The sequence below is a fragment of the Nitrobacter hamburgensis X14 genome (assembly GCF_000013885.1).
Taxonomy (GTDB): Bacteria; Pseudomonadota; Alphaproteobacteria; order Rhizobiales; family Xanthobacteraceae; genus Nitrobacter; species Nitrobacter hamburgensis.
In genome coordinates this window covers 281,550-298,797 of sequence record NC_007964.1, presented here as the reverse complement: position 1 = coordinate 298,797, position 17,248 = coordinate 281,550, and the positions used below count along the sequence as shown (strand labels likewise).

At 63.4% G+C, this 17,248-nt stretch carries 19 protein-coding genes; 8 read left to right on the top strand and 11 right to left on the bottom strand.

What is annotated here, in order from left to right; translation table 11 throughout:
- Positions 1-287 precede the first annotated feature (287 nt).
- The 5 genes from NHAM_RS01360 (at position 288) to NHAM_RS01340 (ending at position 2,882) form a co-directional block, all read left to right on the top strand.
- The gene (locus tag NHAM_RS01360; protein WP_011508874.1) at positions 288-671 is read left to right on the top strand and encodes an AtpZ/AtpI family protein; all 384 of its coding nucleotides are present in this window, start codon (positions 288-290) and stop codon (positions 669-671) included.
- A gap of 67 nt (positions 672-738) precedes the next feature.
- Entirely contained in the window at positions 739-1,482 is a 744-nt protein-coding gene (locus NHAM_RS01355) for a F0F1 ATP synthase subunit A (RefSeq protein WP_011508873.1), read from the top strand.
- Between the two features lie 58 nt (positions 1,483-1,540).
- Complete coding sequence (locus NHAM_RS01350; RefSeq protein ID WP_011508872.1) at positions 1,541-1,768, top strand: F0F1 ATP synthase subunit C; 228 nt, start codon at positions 1,541-1,543, stop codon at positions 1,766-1,768.
- 63 nt (positions 1,769-1,831) lie between these two features.
- Positions 1,832-2,389 carry an ATP synthase subunit b 2 gene (locus NHAM_RS01345; protein WP_011508871.1) on the top strand — a complete coding sequence of 186 codons (558 nt, stop codon included), beginning with the start codon at positions 1,832-1,834 and terminating at the stop codon, positions 2,387-2,389.
- A 7-nt stretch (positions 2,390-2,396) separates the two neighbouring features.
- Complete coding sequence (locus NHAM_RS01340) at positions 2,397-2,882, top strand: ATP synthase subunit b 1 (protein ID WP_011508870.1); 486 nt, start codon at positions 2,397-2,399, stop codon at positions 2,880-2,882.
- A 232-nt stretch (positions 2,883-3,114) separates the two neighbouring features.
- On the opposite strand, the gene NHAM_RS01335 is transcribed toward NHAM_RS01340, so the two are convergent.
- The 11 genes from NHAM_RS01335 to coxB all read right to left on the bottom strand — a co-directional run bounded on the left by NHAM_RS01335 (position 3,115) and on the right by coxB (position 13,719).
- Complete coding sequence (locus NHAM_RS01335) at positions 3,115-3,801, bottom strand: hypothetical protein (protein WP_011508869.1); 687 nt, start codon at positions 3,799-3,801, stop codon at positions 3,115-3,117.
- 158 nt (positions 3,802-3,959) lie between these two features.
- Positions 3,960-4,544, bottom strand: a complete 585-nt coding sequence (locus tag NHAM_RS01330) for a GNAT family N-acetyltransferase (RefSeq protein ID WP_011508868.1) — start codon at positions 4,542-4,544, stop codon at positions 3,960-3,962.
- Between the two features lie 177 nt (positions 4,545-4,721).
- Positions 4,722-6,011 carry a M16 family metallopeptidase gene (locus NHAM_RS01325; protein ID WP_011508867.1) on the bottom strand — a complete coding sequence of 430 codons (1,290 nt, stop codon included), beginning with the start codon at positions 6,009-6,011 and terminating at the stop codon, positions 4,722-4,724.
- On the bottom strand, positions 6,008-7,426 hold the full coding sequence (thrC, locus tag NHAM_RS01320; protein ID WP_011508866.1) for a threonine synthase: 1,419 nt from the start codon (positions 7,424-7,426) through the stop codon (positions 6,008-6,010). The genes NHAM_RS01325 and thrC overlap by 4 nt, the downstream gene beginning before the upstream one ends.
- Before the next feature lie 431 nt (positions 7,427-7,857).
- Positions 7,858-8,247, bottom strand: a complete 390-nt coding sequence (locus tag NHAM_RS01315; protein WP_011508865.1) for a DUF983 domain-containing protein — start codon at positions 8,245-8,247, stop codon at positions 7,858-7,860.
- Positions 8,248-8,321: 74 nt separating this feature from the next.
- Positions 8,322-9,176, bottom strand: a complete 855-nt coding sequence (locus tag NHAM_RS01310; protein WP_011508864.1) for a cytochrome c oxidase subunit 3 — start codon at positions 9,174-9,176, stop codon at positions 8,322-8,324.
- A 102-nt stretch (positions 9,177-9,278) separates the two neighbouring features.
- Positions 9,279-9,929: a cytochrome c oxidase assembly protein gene (locus NHAM_RS01305; RefSeq protein ID WP_011508863.1), complete on the bottom strand. Its 651-nt coding sequence runs from the start codon at positions 9,927-9,929 to the stop codon at positions 9,279-9,281.
- A 5-nt stretch (positions 9,930-9,934) separates the two neighbouring features.
- Positions 9,935-10,099: a hypothetical protein gene (locus NHAM_RS01300; protein ID WP_011508862.1), complete on the bottom strand. Its 165-nt coding sequence runs from the start codon at positions 10,097-10,099 to the stop codon at positions 9,935-9,937.
- A gap of 16 nt (positions 10,100-10,115) precedes the next feature.
- Entirely contained in the window at positions 10,116-11,054 is a 939-nt protein-coding gene (locus tag NHAM_RS01295) for a heme o synthase (RefSeq protein WP_041358582.1), read from the bottom strand.
- A gap of 111 nt (positions 11,055-11,165) precedes the next feature.
- Positions 11,166-12,779 (bottom strand): cytochrome c oxidase subunit I, encoded by a 1,614-nt coding sequence (gene ctaD, locus NHAM_RS01290; protein ID WP_011508860.1) that lies wholly within the window; start codon positions 12,777-12,779, stop codon positions 11,166-11,168.
- Positions 12,780-12,861: 82 nt separating this feature from the next.
- A complete protein-coding gene (gene coxB / locus NHAM_RS01285; protein ID WP_011508859.1) occupies positions 12,862-13,719 on the bottom strand; it encodes a cytochrome c oxidase subunit II in 858 nt (285 codons plus the stop codon).
- Between the two features lie 441 nt (positions 13,720-14,160).
- Here coxB and NHAM_RS01280 point away from each other — a divergent pair, with 441 nt between their 5' ends.
- From NHAM_RS01280 to lepB, 3 genes are all read left to right on the top strand, one after another.
- Positions 14,161-14,721, top strand: coding sequence for an invasion associated locus B family protein (locus NHAM_RS01280; protein WP_011508858.1), 561 nt, complete (start codon positions 14,161-14,163; stop codon positions 14,719-14,721).
- Positions 14,722-14,943: 222 nt separating this feature from the next.
- Positions 14,944-16,371: a metalloprotease TldD gene (tldD, locus tag NHAM_RS01275; protein WP_011508857.1), complete on the top strand. Its 1,428-nt coding sequence runs from the start codon at positions 14,944-14,946 to the stop codon at positions 16,369-16,371.
- Positions 16,368-17,135: a signal peptidase I gene (gene lepB, locus NHAM_RS01270; RefSeq protein ID WP_011508856.1), complete on the top strand. Its 768-nt coding sequence runs from the start codon at positions 16,368-16,370 to the stop codon at positions 17,133-17,135. The genes tldD and lepB overlap by 4 nt, the downstream gene beginning before the upstream one ends.
- Positions 17,136-17,248 lie beyond the last annotated feature (113 nt).

The following is a 17,248-nucleotide window of genomic DNA, read 5'->3' as shown; positions in this document are numbered from 1 at the left end:
CTGCTGGAATCATACAGCCCCGCAGGATACCACCATCCGCCGGCTTGCGTGCGTCCCAGTTGCGCCGCGAAGCAAAAGCAGGCAGCCCTCCCGCGAGTCCGCTGTTGCAGCGCGGCAACTGGGCGCAGCCGATTTGATTTTTCAAAATAAAATCAGCTAATTCAATGCTATAGTCAGATACGGCACAATCTTGACTTGACCTGTGGCCGTCAGTATGGTCCGCGCGGCTTTTGAGGGTAACGGGCGTTATTTCCTGAGATCGCGGCGTTGTGTCGGGTGTCGAGAGCATGGCTGACGGCACAGACAAAAACAGCAGCGGGCACGGAGATCGCGAGCATTCGGCTCCCGACGAAGCTGCGCTTTCCGAAAGGCTCGGAAATCTCGATCAGCGGCTGTCCAAACTTCAAGGCGCCCGCAAGAACGAGACTGACCAATTCGGAGATGGAAGCGGGAACGGCGCCGCCAGGGCCTCGGCGATGGCGCGTGGTTTCCGCCTGTCGTCGGAGTTGATCGCGGGCGTTGTCGTCGGAGCGGTGATCGGCTGGGGATTCGACCGCTTGCTGTCGACCTCGCCTTGGGGGCTGATCGTGTTTTTCCTGCTCGGCTTCGCGGCCGGCGTGATCAACGTGATGCGGTCGGCAGGCGTGGTTCCCGAGCAGACCGACCGATGACGGGTGGCTGCCCGATAACTGAGTTGCTTGAACGCCGGCCTGCCGGCAGACTGAAAGTTGCACGCGGATGATGGACCCGATCCACCAGTTCAACATCGAGACGATCTTCACGATAGGCCATATCGGCGGCCAGGAAATCGCTTTCACCAATTCCTCCGCCTATATGCTGGTCGCCGTCGTTCTGACGTCGCTTTTGATGCTGGCCACCGGCCGCAAGCTCGTGCCCGGGCGCATGCAGTCGATCGCCGAGATCAGCTACGAATTCGTGGCGGACACCATACACACCACCGCCGGCAAGGACGGGATGAAGTTCTTCCCGTTCGTGTTCACGATCTTCATGCTGGTGACGGTCTCCAACCTGGTCGGCATCGTCCCCTATACCTTCACGATCTCGAGCCACATCATCGTGACGGCCGCGCTGGCATTCCTCGTCTTCTTCACCGTGCTGATCTACGGGTTCTACAAGAACGGTCTGAGGTTCTTCAAACTGTTCGTGCCCTCGGGCATTCCGATCGTGATCCTGCCGCTGGTGGTGGCGATCGAGGTGATTTCGTTCCTGTCGCGGCCGGTCTCGCACAGCGTGCGTCTGTTCGCCAACATGCTGGCCGGCCACATCACGCTGAAGGTGTTCGCGAGCTTCGTCACCATGCTCGGCGCCATGGGCATCGTCGGCGTGTTCGGCGCCGTGCTGCCGCTGGCGCTGGTGGTGGCGCTCACCGCGCTCGAACTGCTGGTCGCATTCCTTCAGGCCTACGTCTTCACCATCCTCACCTGCATCTACATCAACGATGCGATTCATCCCGGTCACTAGGACCGGTTTCGGCAGCCCTCTAAAGTCACTCTCACAAGCCTCAACTAAGGAGTTTGTTATGGATCCGCTCGCAGCGAAGTACATTGGCGCCGGTATTGCCTGCATTGGCATGGGTGGTGCCGGCGCCGGCGTGGGCATCATATTCGGCAACTATCTTGCCGCGGCGGTGCGCAATCCGTCGGCCGCCCAGGGCCAGTTCGGCAATCTGATCTTCGGCTTCGCCGTGACCGAAGCGCTCGGCATCTTCTCGCTGCTGATCGCCCTGCTGTTGCTGTTCGCCCTTTAAGATCACTGGCTGGCTGACGGGACCCGGAAAACCGGGACCCGATCAACCGCAGAGGAGAGGCCCGTGGCCGACAGTCATGGCAACGCAAAGGGCGCGACGGCCCACACCGAAGCCGGCGGCGGCCACAAGGCCCCGTTTCCGCCGTTCCAGAAAGACACGTTCGCGTCCCAACTGGTGTCGCTGACGATCGCGTTCGTCGCGCTCTATCTGATCTCGTCGCGACTGGCCTTGCCGCGCGTCCGCAAGACCATCGACGACCGCCAGAACAAGATCGAGGGCGATATCGCGCAGGCGCAAACGCTGAAAAACGAGTCCGACGCTGCGTTGAAGGCCTACGAGGTCGAACTCGCGGCCGCGCGGACCCGGGCGCAGGCGATCGGCAACGAGACCCGCGAGAAGCTGAATGCCGAGGCCGATACCGAACGCAAGGCGCTCGAGAAACGGCTGTCCGCCAAGCTTGCCGACGCCGAGAAGACCATCGCCTCGACGCGCACGGCGGCAATGAGCAACGTCCGCGGCATCGCTAGCGATGCGGCAACGGCTATCGTGCAGCAACTGACCGGCGCAATGCCTGACCGCAAGCTCGTCGACAGCGCCGTCGAAGCCTCGATGAAGGGATGACGAGACCATGTTTGCCGAGCCGGAAACCTGGGTTGCCATAGCCTTCGTGATCCTGATGGGCGTCTTCGCCTATGTCGGAGTGCACCGCACCGTGCTGACCACGCTCGATCGTCGCAGCGCGCGCATCAAGGGCGAGCTCGACGACGCGCGCCGCCTGAAGGACGAAGCCGCCAAGCTGCTCGCCGACTACAGAGCCCGCCACGCGAGTGCCGAGCGCGAGGCGCAGGACATTATCGCCTCGGCCAAAGCCGAAGCCGAGCGCATCGCGGCCGAAGCCAAGGTCAAGATGGAGGATTTCGTCGCGCGCCGCACCAAGAGCGCGGAAGGCAAGATCGCATCGGCGGAAGCCCAGGCCATCGCGGATGTCCGCGCCGCCGCCGCCGACGCCGCGGTCGCCGCCGCCGCCGCCATCCTGTCGCAGTCGGTGAAGGGACAGGTCGCCGACGATCTGCTCGCCAACGGCGTCAACGAAGTTCGCGCCAAGCTGAACTGAGTTTTTCACGATAAAAGCAAAAGCCGGCGCGAACCCATCGCGCCGGCTTTTTATTTCGGCTGGCTGTTGATGGCGGGGCTACCGATGCCGGCGTCATCATCCGCGAAAGCGGATGATCGATATTTCATTGAGTCGCGGTGAAATTCGCAAGGCCTAAACGTACTGGATACCCGCTTGCGGGGTATGACGGCCAGACAAGTGTCAGCGCCGTGTCCTCGCGGTCGCACTTCGATTACCTCTGCCGCTTGCTCCTCGCCCGCGGCTCAGGCTTCAGTGCCTGCGGATCGAACCCGATGTAAAACACATATCGGTCGGCGACCGCGCCTTGCGGCGCCGGATAGGCGATATCGTCCGACACAAAACTGTAGGTCCCGCCTTCGACGCCCGGCACGTTCACCGTAATCGTATAGGCCTTGGTGGCGATAGTTTTCGCGGAAACGCCGTCCTCGACCACCGCGACGCGCAACGGCACCTCCACCGTCGGCGGCGCGCCGGCCGGCCCCACGATGACCCGTCCCTGAATTCCGACCTTGATCGCGATCTGATGCGTGTCGGTGTTGTAGTCGCATTCTCGCGCGGTCTCGCCGATGATTGCCTGGTAGCGGAGATCGGTGCCGCTCGCCGGCTTGCCCGGCAGGCCGACCGCGTAAGTCGACGCGCCGGCGCGGATGGTCACAGGCGGACAACTGAGGTCGCTGGGCGCGGAAGCCGTCTCGCCTGATGCGGGCGCCGCCCGCTCCGGCTGCGATTTGATGCCGAACATGTCCTTGAAGCGATCCCCGAGCGATTGCGCTTGGGTCGGCGAGGCCGCAACGATGCCGAAAACTGCAACCATGGTCACCAGGCCAAACGGAAAGCGCCGCAATGGCCCGGCAACAGCCGGTTCAGGCGCGTCAGTCGAATCCGCAACAGGAACCATTCGCGTCGTCCGATCATTGTTTCCACGCGCTGGCTTTATAACAAGGCAATGGCGGCAAGCCAAAGGCGCAAAACGACCAGCGCGCGCGTCAAATCAAAATCATAGAGCCTCTCAAAATCAGAAAGCCTCGCTTCTGATGCGATTTGAAGCGGAAGGTTTTAGCCGTGAAAATCCTCGTGCAGCATGCCGAACAGCAGGTGATCCTGCCAGATCCCGTTGATGCAGAGATAGCGGCGCGCCAGCCCCTCGCGCGTGAAGCCGCACTTTTCCAGCACCCGGATCGACGGCGCATTGCTGGGAATGCAGGCGGCCTCGATGCGATGCAGGTTCAGCTCGCCGAACAGGGTCGGCAACAGCACCCGCAGCGCCGCGGTCATATAGCCCTGTCCCGCATAGGGTTCGCCGATCCAGTATCCGATGGTGCCGGCCTGCACGATGCCGCGGCGAACATTGGCGAGCGTGACCCCGCCGAGCATGACACCGTCGGATTCCCGAAACACGATGAACGGATAAGATTTGTCTCCCGCGATATCCTCCGCGTAGCGACGCAGCCGCCGCCGGAAGCCGGCGCGGGTCAGGTCGTCCGATGGCCAGATCGGCTCCCATGGCGTCAGATAGGCGCGGCTGTACTCGCGAAGCCGCGTCCATTGCAGAAAATCGGACACCTCCGGCGCGCGCAGCAACAGGCCGCGTCCCCGCGGCATGAGCGCCGGCGCGCTGGATGGCAAACGAAACAGGGCCATGGCCGTTCCTCGATGCCGAACCCGCCAGCCTCTAATCTATAACGTTGATCTCTAGCGTTTTCGAGCGAAGCATGTCCTCGGGCTTGACCCGAGGATGGGTACCGGTTCGCGTCAATAAAGCGCGTCAAATCAGAATCATGGAGCCCCGCTTCTGATTCCATCAGAAGCGGAAAGACTCTAGTGAAGCAGGATTTTCGCCTTCGACGGCGTCAATCCTTCCGCAAAAGCCACCGCCGTGTCCAACCCCCTGCCGCTGCCGAGCGCGACGACAGCGGGCCGGCTGCGCGTCAAGATATCCCGCGCCACGTCGCGGGTCGATTCGATGCTGACGGCATCGATCCTGGCCATCAATTCGGCCACGCTCTGCGGCCGCCCGTAGACGAGGATGTGACGCGCCAGTTGTTCGGCGCGGGCGCTGCAACTCTCCAACGCCATCAGCAGACCGGCTTTCATCTGCGCTTTCGCGCGCGCGATTTCGGTATCGGTCAGCGTCTCCACCGCCTCATTGATGACATCGACCACGACTTCCATCATCTCCGGCGCGTCGCTCGGATCGGTGCCGGTGTAGAGCCCGAAGAACCCGGTATCGGCATAGGGCGCGTGGAAGGCGTAAATCGAATAGCACAGCCCGCGCTTCTCGCGGACCTCCTGAAACAGCCGCGAGGACATGCCGCCGCCGATAAGATGGGTGAACACCTGCAAGGAGAACAGCGAGCGGTCGGTCTGCGGCAGCCCTTCCAGCGCCAACGTCAGATGCGCCTGCTCGAGGTCGCGATGCACCACCTTGGAGCCGCCCTTGCCGAATTTCGCCGCTTGCGGCTTCGGCGCCGGCGCAGCATCGAAGCTCGCAAAGCGCCGCTCGACTTCTGCAACGACCGCCTTGTGCTCGACCGCCCCCGCCGCGGCCACCACCATATTAGGCCCGCGATAATGGGTCGCGAGATAGCCATGCAGGCTGTCGCCGTTGAACCGCTTCAGCGTCTCCGGCGTACCGAGCAGCGAGCGTCCCATCGGCTGATCGGGATAACAGAGTTCGTTGAGATGCTCGAACACGACGTCGTCGGGCGTGTCCTGCGCCGCGCCGATTTCCTGCTCGATGACGCTCTTTTCGCGTTCGAGTTCGTCCGCGGCGAAGTTCGGATTGGACAGGATGTCGCTCAGCACATCGAGCGCGAGCGGAACGTCCGCCTTCATCACCCGCGCGTAATAGGCCGTGGTCTCGACGCCGGTGGCCGCGTTGAGATCGCCGCCGACCGCCTCGATTTCCTCGGCGATCTCTCGCGCCGACCGCGTGGTGGTTCCCTTGAACGCCATGTGTTCAAGAAGGTGCGAGATGCCGTGCTCGTTCGGCTTCTCGTCGCGGCCGCCGACCCCCGTCCAGACGCCGAGCGCGGCCGTTTCCAGATGCGGCATGGTGTCGGTGACAACCGTGAGGCCGGAGGGCAGCTTGGTCACGTCGACACTCATCCGGCAACTCCGTGCTTGGCGGCGCGGCTGACGGACAGCACGAACCGTTCGATTTCTACCTGATCGTTGTTCACAACCGTGATCCGCTCGGGCCGCGTCATCAACCCGTCGAGCCACGCCGGCAATTGCGGCCGCGCGCCGCAAGCGGCCTCGACCGCATCGGGAAACTTCGCGGCATGCGCCGTCGCCAGCACGATGTTGGGAATTTTGGAGTCGGAGGTATCGCGATCGGCTATCGCGAGGGCCACCGCGGTATGGGGATCGACGAGATCGCCGGCCTCGCGCCACGCCGCGCGGATCGCGGCCGCGGTCTCGGTCTCGTCGCTGCGCCCGACATCGAAATCGCGGCGGATCTCGGCCAGCACGGGATCCGGCAGCACGAAGCGTCCGGACTGTGCGAGCGATGCCATCAGCGCGCGTACCTGCGCGGCGTCGCGACCCGTCGCCTCGAACAGCAGCCGCTCGAAGTTCGACGAAACCTGGATATCCATCGACGGCGAGGCGGTGGCGCGAACCTCGCGAACCTCGTAGATGCCGGTCTTCAGCGTGCGCACCAGGATATCGTTGACGTTGGCGGCGATGCGCAGGCAGCGCACCGGCAGGCCCATTTTCTTCGCGACGTAACCGGCGAAGATGTCGCCGAAATTACCGGTCGGAACGGTAAAATCGACGGTGCGCGCCGGCGCGCCGAGCGCGACCGCCGAGGTGAAATAATACACCACCTGCGCGACGATCCGCGCCCAGTTGATCGAGTTGACGCCGGAGAGCGACACCTCGTCGCGGAAGCGGTGGTTGTTGAACAGCCCCTTCACGATCGCCTGACAGTCGTCGAAGGTGCCCTTGACCGCTAGCGCGTGAACGTTGGACGCGCCCGTCGTCGTCATCATCCGCCGCTGCACCTCGGAGATGCGGCCGTCCGGAAATAGCACGATCAGGTCGACATTGGCGCGGTTGGCGAACGCGTCGACCGCGGCGCCACCAGTATCGCCCGAGGTCGCCACCACGATGGTCGTGCGCCGGCCGCGTTGCGCCAGGACGTGATCCATCAGCCGCGACAGAAGCTGCATCGCCACGTCCTTGAACGCGAGCGTCGGACCGTGAAACAGTTCCAGCATGAATTGATTGGGGCCGATCTGGTCGAGCGGCACCACCGCCGGATGCCGGAACGTCGCATAGGCCTCATTGGCCATGCGGCCGAGATCGGCATCGGAGATATCTCCGGCCACGAACGGCCTGATGACCTCGACGGCGACCTCCCAATACGGCCGGCCGAAAAAGCCCGCGATGGTATCGGGCGTCAACTGCGGCCAGACCTCGGGCACATAGAGACCGCCGTCGCGGGCGAGCCCGGCCAGCATCACATCGCAGAACCTGAGTTTCTGGGTTTCGCCCCGGGTCGAAATATAATGCGTCAAGCCGGCCTCCAGCGGCAGCGTATGTCACCAAGCATTTGATATTGAGGGATGTTCACTTCGCCTTCGGGCGACAGCCGCCGCGCACCATAGAGCGTTTGGCGGTAAAGGGGAAACCCGGCAGCGGAGAAAAACCGCGCCGCAAGGACCACAATTGGCTCTATAGAGTGTTTCGCCCCTGGACGGCAACACCTCGATGATCCGTCTTTGCCGGGCATAGCCGGTAGGGACGGCGTCGCTTCGCTCGCCTATGACATGGCGATCCCATCATCTCCGAAAGAAAATGGATGCGCGGGTCAAGAGAACCGACGACATCCTTCGACCAGCTATGCCCGCGCACGACGCCGGAACATGGATCGATTACATGTCATCGAGACCCGTTCTGGTCGAACAGCAAGGCCGGCTTTTAGAGCCTTTTCGCTTTGCGAGCTTGGTCATGGGTTTGGCCGGATGGAGCGGCCTTCGGCGGCCTTGTGGTGGAATTGCAGGCTGATCAGCAGCGATTTCATGGCGCGCAGCGGCGCCAGGGTGACGGCGAGGATCAGCGGGATCCAGAGCGCGGCGTGAACCCAGTATGGCGGCTGATACTTGACCTCGACGATCAGGGCGCAGCCGACGACGATGAAGCCGCCGATCAGGATGATGAACACCGCGGGGCCGTCGCCGGAATCGATGAAGGCGTAATCCAGCTCGCAGCGTTGGCAGGATGGCCGCAGCGTCAGGAACCCGGAAAACAGCTTCCCCTTGCCGCAGCGCGGACATTTGCAGGCGACCCCGCGCAGGATGGCCTCGAACAAGGTCGCCCGGGCGTAAAAATTGGACATCGGACATTCCCCGGAAGAGAAAAGGGCGGCCCCAGCGGCCGCCCTTTCCATATTTGAGCTGCTTGCGTCCCGGATCAGTGCGCGGCGTGCGCCATGGCCGAGGCGCCGTTGCCCCAGACATAGATGCAGACGAACAGGAACAACCACACCACGTCGACGAAATGCCAGTACCAGGCGGCGAATTCGAAGCCGAGGTGCTGCGTCGGCGTGAAGTGTCCGGCATTGGCGCGGAACAGGCAGACGATCAGGAAGATGGTGCCGACCAGCACATGGAAGCCGTGGAAGCCGGTGGCCATGAAGAAGGTGGCGCCGTAGACGTTGCCGGCGAAGCTGAAGGCCGCTTCAGAGTACTCGTAGGCCTGCACGCAGGTAAAGGTAGCGCCGAGCGCGATGGTCAGGATCAGCCCCCACTTCAGTCCCTTGCGGTCGCCATTGAGCAGGGCATGATGGGCCCAGGTCACCGTGGTGCCCGAGGTCAGCAGGAGCAGGGTGTTGAGCAGCGGCAGGTGCCAGGGGTCGAAGGTCTCGATGCCCTTGGGCGGCCAGACGCCGCCGAACAGCACCTCGCGGGTCGCGTGCACGGGATCGCCCGGGAACAGCGCCGAATTGAAGAAGGCCCAGAACCAGGCGACGAAGAACATCACCTCGGAGGTGATGAACAGGATCATGCCGTAGCGATGGCTGATCTGCACCACGCGGGTGTGGTCGCCCTTGTGCTCGGCTTCGCGGATCACGTCCGCCCACCAGCTCGCCATGGTGTAGAGCACGCCGACCACGCCGATGCCGAAAATGATCGGCGCGACCGCGGTCAGATGATGCATCCACAGGATGGCGCCGACGGCCATGACGAAGGCCGCGGTCGCGCCTACGATCGGCCACGGACTCGGGTCGACAAGGTGGTAATCGTGCTTGACTTGCGCCGTAGCCATTGCGGTCTCTCTCCGTCTGCGTTAGCGGTGCCGATTGAATTGGCACCTAATCCATCCCAAAAACAAAACGCGTCAGCAACCAAACGCGTCAGCCGTCGAAGGTCAGATGCTTCCCCCTGGCCTGTCCGGTTCGCTCGCCGCCACCGGCTTCGGCGCGGCGTCCTTCACCGGGAAGAAGGTATAGGACAGGGTTATGGTCCTGACGCCGTCATTTTCGCTGTCGGCGGCGAAGCTCGGGTCGACATAGAAGACGACGGCCATCTCCCGCTTCTCACCGGGCGCCAGGGTCTGCTCGGTGAAACAGAAGCAGTTGATCTTGGTGAAATACGATCCGACCGTCAGCGGCGTGACGTTATAGGCCGCCTGCCCCGTCGTGGCGGTCGCCGCATGGTTGGTGACGGTATAATATACGGTGGCGACCTCGCCGATCCGGACGTTTATCTCGGTCTGTTCCGGCTCGAACTTCCACGGCAGCCCGCCGGAGATGTTGGAGTCGAAGCGCACCGCCACCGTGCGCGCAAGCGGTGCCGCGCTCGGCGCGACTTTTGCGACCTGCGTGGTTCCATTGAAACCGGTGGCGCGGCAGAACCAGTTGTAGAACGGCACCGCGGCGTAGGCGGCGCCGACCATGAGCGCGACCAGCAGGCCGCAGGTCGCGCCGATCCTCACGTCGCGGCCCACGCGCGGCGCGGCCTTCGGCGTGGCGGGAGTCCCGGTGGCGGGTTGCTGCGGGTGCTGTGGCGCGTCGGTCATTTCAATCACATCGGACGGACGATGACGCCCGGCCCCTTGACGAGTGTGACCGCGAAGAACAGCACGACCAGGATTCCGAGCGCGCAGGCGATCGCGATCGAGCGCTCGCGCCGGCGCTTTTTCTGCGCCTCGGTGAGAACGATCTCGTCCGGCTTCGGCTTGTTGTCCATCGCTCCATGCGCCCCCTTACCAGATCAACGGCGCGACGGCCTTCGCAAGCACATCGAGCAGCAGAACGGCAAACAGCGCGAACAGATAGAGGATCGAAAATGCGAACAGGCGTCGCGTGGCGCGCAGCGCCGTGCTGCCGGTGCGATGGCGATAGACATTGATCGCGAGCACCAGCATGCCGGCGCCGAGAACCAGCGAGGTGACGCCATAAACCCAGTCGAAATAGCCGAGCGGCCAGGGCGCGGCGGCGATCGCCACCAGCACGATGGTATAGAGCAGGATCTGCAGCCGCGTCGCATCGGGGCCGGCGACCACCGGCAGCATCGGCACGCCGGCGCGCGCATAATCGTCGGAGCGGAACAGCGCCAGCGCCCAGAAATGCGGCGGCGTCCAGAAGAAGATGATCAAAAACAGCAGCAGCGGCTCGACCGACAGCGACCCCGTCGCCGCCGCCCACGCCACCACCGGCGGCAGTGCGCCGGCGGCGCCGCCGATCACGATGTTCTGCGCGGTCCGGCGCTTCAGCCCCATGGTGTAGATCACCACGTAGAAAAAGATCGTAAAGGCCAGCAATCCCCCGGCGTACCAGTTGACCAGGGCGCCGAGCGTCATCACCGAGAAGAACGACAGCGTGAGGCCGAACCCCATCGCCTCGCCGCGGGTGATGCGGCCGCGCGGGATCGGCCGGTTGGCCGTGCGCGACATCAGCACGTCGATATCGCCTTCGAGCGCCATGTTCAGCGCGCCGGAGGCACCGGCGCCGACCGCGATGCACAGGATCGCGGTGAAGCCCAGCACCGGGTGTACATGGCCCGGCGCAATCATCAGTCCGACCAGCGCGGTGAAGATCACGAGCGACATCACCCGTGGCTTCAGCAGCGCGAAGTAATCGGCGACGCTCGCCTCCGATATCCGGGGCGGCAGCTCAATGGCGTTTTGATCGACTACCGGCAAGACACAACTCACTTTGTTGAGGTACGCGGCGCGGCGAGCGCGCCGCATACAGTTCGCTTTGTTGGGTGCGCGGCGCGCACCAGGCGCGCCGCGCACAGTCACATGACTTGCTTACTGCACCTTCGGCAGCGTTCCGAACTGGTGGAACGGCGGCGGCGACGACAGCGTCCACTCCAGCGTGGTGGCGCCTTCACCCCACGGATTGTCCGCAGCCTTCTGCTTGCGCGCGAAGGCATCGATCAGGCCGTAGAGGAACACCAGGACGCCGGACCCTGCGATGAAGGCACCGTAGGACGAGATCTCGTTCCAGCCCGCGAACGCATCCGGATAGTCGACCGAGCGCCGCATCATGCCCTGCAGTCCGAGGAAGTGCTGCGGGAAGAACAGGACGTTGGCGCCGATGAACATCAACCAGAAGTGCAGCTTGGCGATGGTCTCGTTGTACATGTAGCCGGACATCTTCGGGAACCAGTAGTACCAGCCCGCGAAGATCGCGAACACCGCGGCAATGCCCATCACGTAGTGGAAGTGCGCGATGACGTAGTAGGTTTCCTGCATCACGCGATCGACGCCCGCATTGGCCAGCACCACGCCGGTAACGCCGCCGACCGTGAACAGGAAGATGAAGCCGATCGCAAACAGCATCGGCGCCCTGAACTCGATCGAGCCGCCCCACATGGTGGCGATCCACGAGAACACCTTCACCCCGGTCGGCACCGCGATCACCATGGTCGCCGCGACGAAATAGGCCTGCGCCGACGACACCATGCCGACCGTGTACATGTGGTGCGCCCACACCACGAAGCCGACGCCGCCGATCGCGACCATCGCATAGGCCATGCCGAGATAGCCGAAGATCGGCTTCTTCGAGAAGGTCGAGATCACATGGCTGATCATGCCGAAGCCGGGCAGAATCAGGATGTACACCTCGGGATGACCGAAGAACCAGAACAGATGCTGGAACAACACCGGATCGCCGCCGCCATCGGGAGCGAAGAACGTGGTGCCGAAGTTACGATCGGTCAGCAGCATCGTGATCGCGCCCGCCAGCACCGGCAGCGCCAGCAGCAGCAGGAACACGGTGACCAGGATCGACCATACGAACAGCGGCATCTTGTGCATGGTCATGCCAGGCGCGCGCATGTTGAAGATCGTGGTGATGAAGTTGATCGCGCCGAGAATCGAGGAGGCACCGGCCAGATGGATCGACAGAATGCCGAAGTCCACCGCCGGACCCGGATGACCGCTCGTCGACAACGGCGGATACAGCGTCCAGCCCGTGCCAGCACCGCTGGAGCCCGGCTCGCCCTCCACGAACGTCGAGATCAGCAGCAGCGCAAGCGCCGCCGGCAGCAGCCAGAACGAGATGTTGTTCATGCGCGGAAACGCCATGTCCGGCGCCCCGATCATCAGCGGCACGAACCAGTTGCCGAAGCCGCCGATCATCGCCGGCATCACCATGAAGAAGATCATGATCAGGCCGTGATTGGTCACAAACACGTTGTACTCGTGAGCAGGATGGAAAACCTGCACGCCGGGAAACATCAGCTCCGCCCGGATGCCCATCGACATCAGGCCGCCGATGAGCCCCGCAACGAGGGCGAACACCAGGTACATGGTCCCGATGTCCTTGTGATTGGTCGAATACGCAAAGCGCCGCCACCCGGTCGGGTGGTGCGCGTGGTCGTCGTCGTGCGCATGATCGTGAGCAGTTGCTGTTGCCATTGTCTAATCCTGTCTTTCGTCCCTTGAAGTCCTTCGAACCTTAAGTTGTCGCCCTCGTCAGAAAATCTCCTGACGCCGGCGCCTAGTGCATCACGTCGGCAGCCGAGGCCACCGCGTTCGCCGGGTTCGAAGCAAACTTCTTCTTCGCGGTTTCAACCCAGGCCGCAAAATCCTGCTCGCTCACCACCCGCACCGCGATCGGCATGAAGGCGTGATCCCGGCCGCACAACTCCGAGCACTGGCCGTAGAACATGCCGGTCTTGGTGGCCTTGAACCAGGTCTCGTTGAGACGGCCCGGAATCGCATCCACCTTGATGCCGAACGCAGGAACTCCAAAAGAATGAATCACGTCGGCCCCGGTCACCTGAACCACGACCACCTTGTTCACCGGAACCACCATCTCGTTGTCGACGGCCAGCATCCGCGGCTTCTTGTCCTCCGCCATCAGCGAGTCGAACTCGAACTTGCCATTGTCCGGATAGGTGTAGCTCCAGTACCACTGCTTGCCGGTCGCCTTCACCGTCAGGTCGGCCTTCGGAATGTCAAGCTGCTCGAACAGCAGCCGGAACGACGGCACCGCAATGCCAACCAAAATCAAAACCGGGATGATCGTCCACGCAACCTCGATCATCGTGTTGTGGGTCGTCTTCGACGGCACCGGGTTGGCCCGCGCGTTGAACTTCAACATCGCCACCACCAAAAGCGCCGTCACGAGCAGCGTGATCAGCGTGATCACGACCACAAGCCCACTGTGCATCTTCGCGATGCTTTCCATCACCGGCGACGCCGCCGCTTGAAGGTCAAGCCCCCACGCATTCGGTTGACCGACCAGTTCCTCTGCAGAAACCGATCCACCAGCGGCCAGCGCCGCCATTCCAAACGCTACCCCCAGAAACCGGCGGCTAAACCGGCGACCAATCTGGCCCTTCGACATCTTCATGCCGCTCGCGCTCCTTGTCATATAAAAACCCTAAACTAACCCCTTAAGCAGTTCCCGCCGGCGGCAAGGCTGCTGGTCGACATGACGCTTCCGCGAACAGCCTGCGGGGCCGTTGAGCTAGAATGCGTCCAAAGCCGCTCTCTCAAATCATAATTTGTCGTCCCTCGCAAGGACCAAGGACAGCGAGTCGAGCGATGCCTTCGAACCGCGGTCCGGCGCATTTGGCTGATAAACGCATTTGGCTGACAAAACAGAGCGCAAACGCGTCTTTTGCTGCCGGGCGCGCTTGACAGGCGGATTCTCCGATGTAGGCACAGGCGCGGCCGCTTTACGGTGGCTGCGGTTCGGGCTGATCCGGGCCGGGGACCGCCTCAAGCGCCGTCATTGCCCGTCGGGCCGGCGCGCCAAGGTACGCATGCGAGAGCTAAGGGATCGACCCGGATGAGGCCTTCGAAACGGCATATCAGGCATGCGCCAGGACGCATAGCGGTTGCGAAACGTCAGCCGACCCGCGTGCTGACGGGCTGGATCGCCGCCCTTATCGTTCTGGGCTTTGCCGGCGCAGCCTGCGCCCAGGGGGCCGTCAAATCAGTCCATGGCGACTGGCAAATCCGCTGTGACACCCCGCCCGGCGCCAAAGCCGAGCAATGCGCGTTGATCCAGAGCGTGGTGGCGGAGGACCGCTCCAACGCCGGCCTGACCGTGATCGTGCTCAAGACCGCCGACCAGAAAAGCCGGCTGATGCGGGTGGTGGCGCCGCTCGGCGTGCTGCTGCCCTCCGGTCTCGGCCTGAAACTCGACAACGTCGACGTCGGCCGCGCCGGGTTCGTGCGCTGCCTGCCCAACGGCTGCGTCGCCGAGGTCGTGCTGGACGACAAACTGCTGGGGCAGTTGCGTAGCGCCAAGACGGCGACGTTCATCATCTTCGAAACGCCCGAGGAAGGCATCGGCTTCCCGCTCAGCCTGAACGGGCTCGGCGAAGGTTACGACAAGCTGCCGTAGCGATTTAGAGCGTTTTCGAGCGAAGTGGATACCGGTTCGCGTGAAGAAAACGCGTCAAATCAAAATCATAGAGCCCGCTTCTGATTCCATCGGAAGCGAAAAGGCTCTAGGTTTGCAAAGAGCCTCCCTTTTTGCGGCCATCATGCCTATCTTGATTCTTGACCGCTTCGGACGACACGGAACGGCCGCATATCCGCGTTGAATGTTGAATCTGGAGTCCGCATGACCAGTCCCGCCGCTACGTCCCTGCTCGACCGCGCCGATCTCGACCGCGATTCCGTTCGCGATGAAGTGGCGCGGGGCCTCAAAGGCGCGGACGACGGCGAACTGTTTCTGGAATACAGCCAGAGCGAAGCGCTGATGTTCGACAACGGCCGGCTCAAGCAGGCGACCTACGATACCTCGCAAGGCTTCGGGCTTCGCGCCGTCAAGGGCGATGCCGTCGGCTACGCCCATTCGTCCGACGTTTCGCTGCCCGCGCTGATCCGCGCCGCCGATGCCGTCGGCGCCGTGCGCGGCGGCTACCAGGGGACATTCGCGGCCGCTCCCGCCCATACCAATGTACGGCTCTACGTCGACGACAATCCGCTCGACGGCCTCGGCTTCGAGACCAAGGTCAAGCTGCTTACTGAGATCGACGCCTATGTCCGCGACAAGGATCCGCGGGTGCGTCAGGTGTCCGTCAGCCTCGGCGCGACATGGCAGGTCGTCGAAATCATGCGGCCGGACGGCGAAAGCTATCGCGATATCCGGCCGCTGGTGCGGGTGAACATTTCCGTCGTTGCCGGACAAGGTGACAGGCAGGAAACCGGCAGCCATGGCTATGGCGGCCGCGAGGGCTATGCCCGCTTCATCGAGACCAAGGCATGGCGGTCGGCCGCGGACGGCGCGATCCGTCAGGCGCTGGTCAATCTGGAATCGGTGCCCGCGCCCGCCGGCGAGATGGACGTGGTGCTCGGTCCCGGCTGGCCCGGCGTGATGCTGCATGAAGCGGTGGGACACGGCCTCGAAGGCGACTTCAACCGCAAGAAAACCTCGGCCTTCGCGGGACTGATGGGGCAGCAGGTCGCGGCCAGAGGCGTCACCGTCGTCGACGACGGCACCATTTCGGCGCGGCGCGGCTCACTTTCAATCGATGATGAGGGCACGCCGACCGGCCGCACCGTGCTGATCGAGGACGGCGTCCTGATCGGCTACATGCAGGACCGCCAGAACGCGCGGCTAATGGGCATGAAGCCCACCGGCAACGGCCGCCGTCAGGACTACGCTCACGTGCCGATGCCGCGCATGACCAACACCTATATGCCGGCGGGCGATCGCGACCCCGCGGAAATTCTCGCCTCGGTGAAAAACGGAATCTACGCCGCCAATTTCGGCGGCGGCCAGGTCGACATCACCTCGGGCAAATACGTGTTTCAGTGCACCGAGGCCTACAAGATCGAGAACGGCAAGATCGGCGCGCCGCTGAAGGGCGCGATGCTGATCGGCAACGGGCCGACCGACCTGCACCGCATCACCATGATCGGCAACGATATCGCGCTTGACGACGGCATCGGCACCTGCGGCAAGAACGGCCAGGGTGTGCCGGTCGGCGTCGGCCAGCCGACGCTGCGAATGGAACGGATCACGGTCGGAGGAACGGGCGGATGAGCGCGGAAACATCAACGCCATCGACGGTCCGGCGCTGGGGCGGACAGATCGTCCAGATTGCGGCGATCGTGCTGGTGGTGCTGGTCGCGAAGGGCGCGCTCGCCGAGCCGTTCTATGTGCCGTCGGCGTCGATGGAGCCGACGCTGCTGATCGGCGACGCGCTGTTGGCGTCGAAATACCCTTACGGCTACAGCACCGCCTCGCTGCCGATCCATGTTTCGTTTCCCGAGACATCGCGCGTTTTCGGCGAACTGCCCAAACGCGGCGATGTCGTGGTCTTCCGCTGGCCCGGCGACCGCTCGCAGGTCTGGGTGAAGCGCGTCATCGGCCTGCCCGGCGACCGCATCCAGATGCGCGGCGGTCAGGTCTGGATCAACGGCCAGGCGACGGCGCTGAAACCGGATGGTCTCGGCGAGGCCGAGGACGACAACGGCTCCAGCGAGCCGGCGCGTCGTTACGTGGAAACGCTGCCGGGCGGCATCTCGCACCCCATTTTCAAGATTCACGACAACGGCCGGCTCGACGACACGGTGGAGGTGACGGTGCCGCCGGGCCATCTGTTCGTGATGGGCGACAACCGCGACAACTCCGCAGACAGCCGCGTGCCCGTCAGCCAGGGCGGCGTCGGTCTGCTCCCGACCGACAACCTGGTCGGCCGGGTCGATGCCATCGTCGGTTCATGGGATATGGGCATCCGCAGCCAGCCGGTCTGGACCTGGCTCTCGGGCTTCCGCCTCGCACGTTTTTTCACGGCGGTGCATTAGAGTGTTTTCGAGCGAAGTGGTTACCGGTTCGCATGAAGAAAACGCGTCAAATCAAAATCATAGAGCCCGCTTCTGATTCCATCAGAAGCGAAAAGGCTCTAGAAAAATACGAG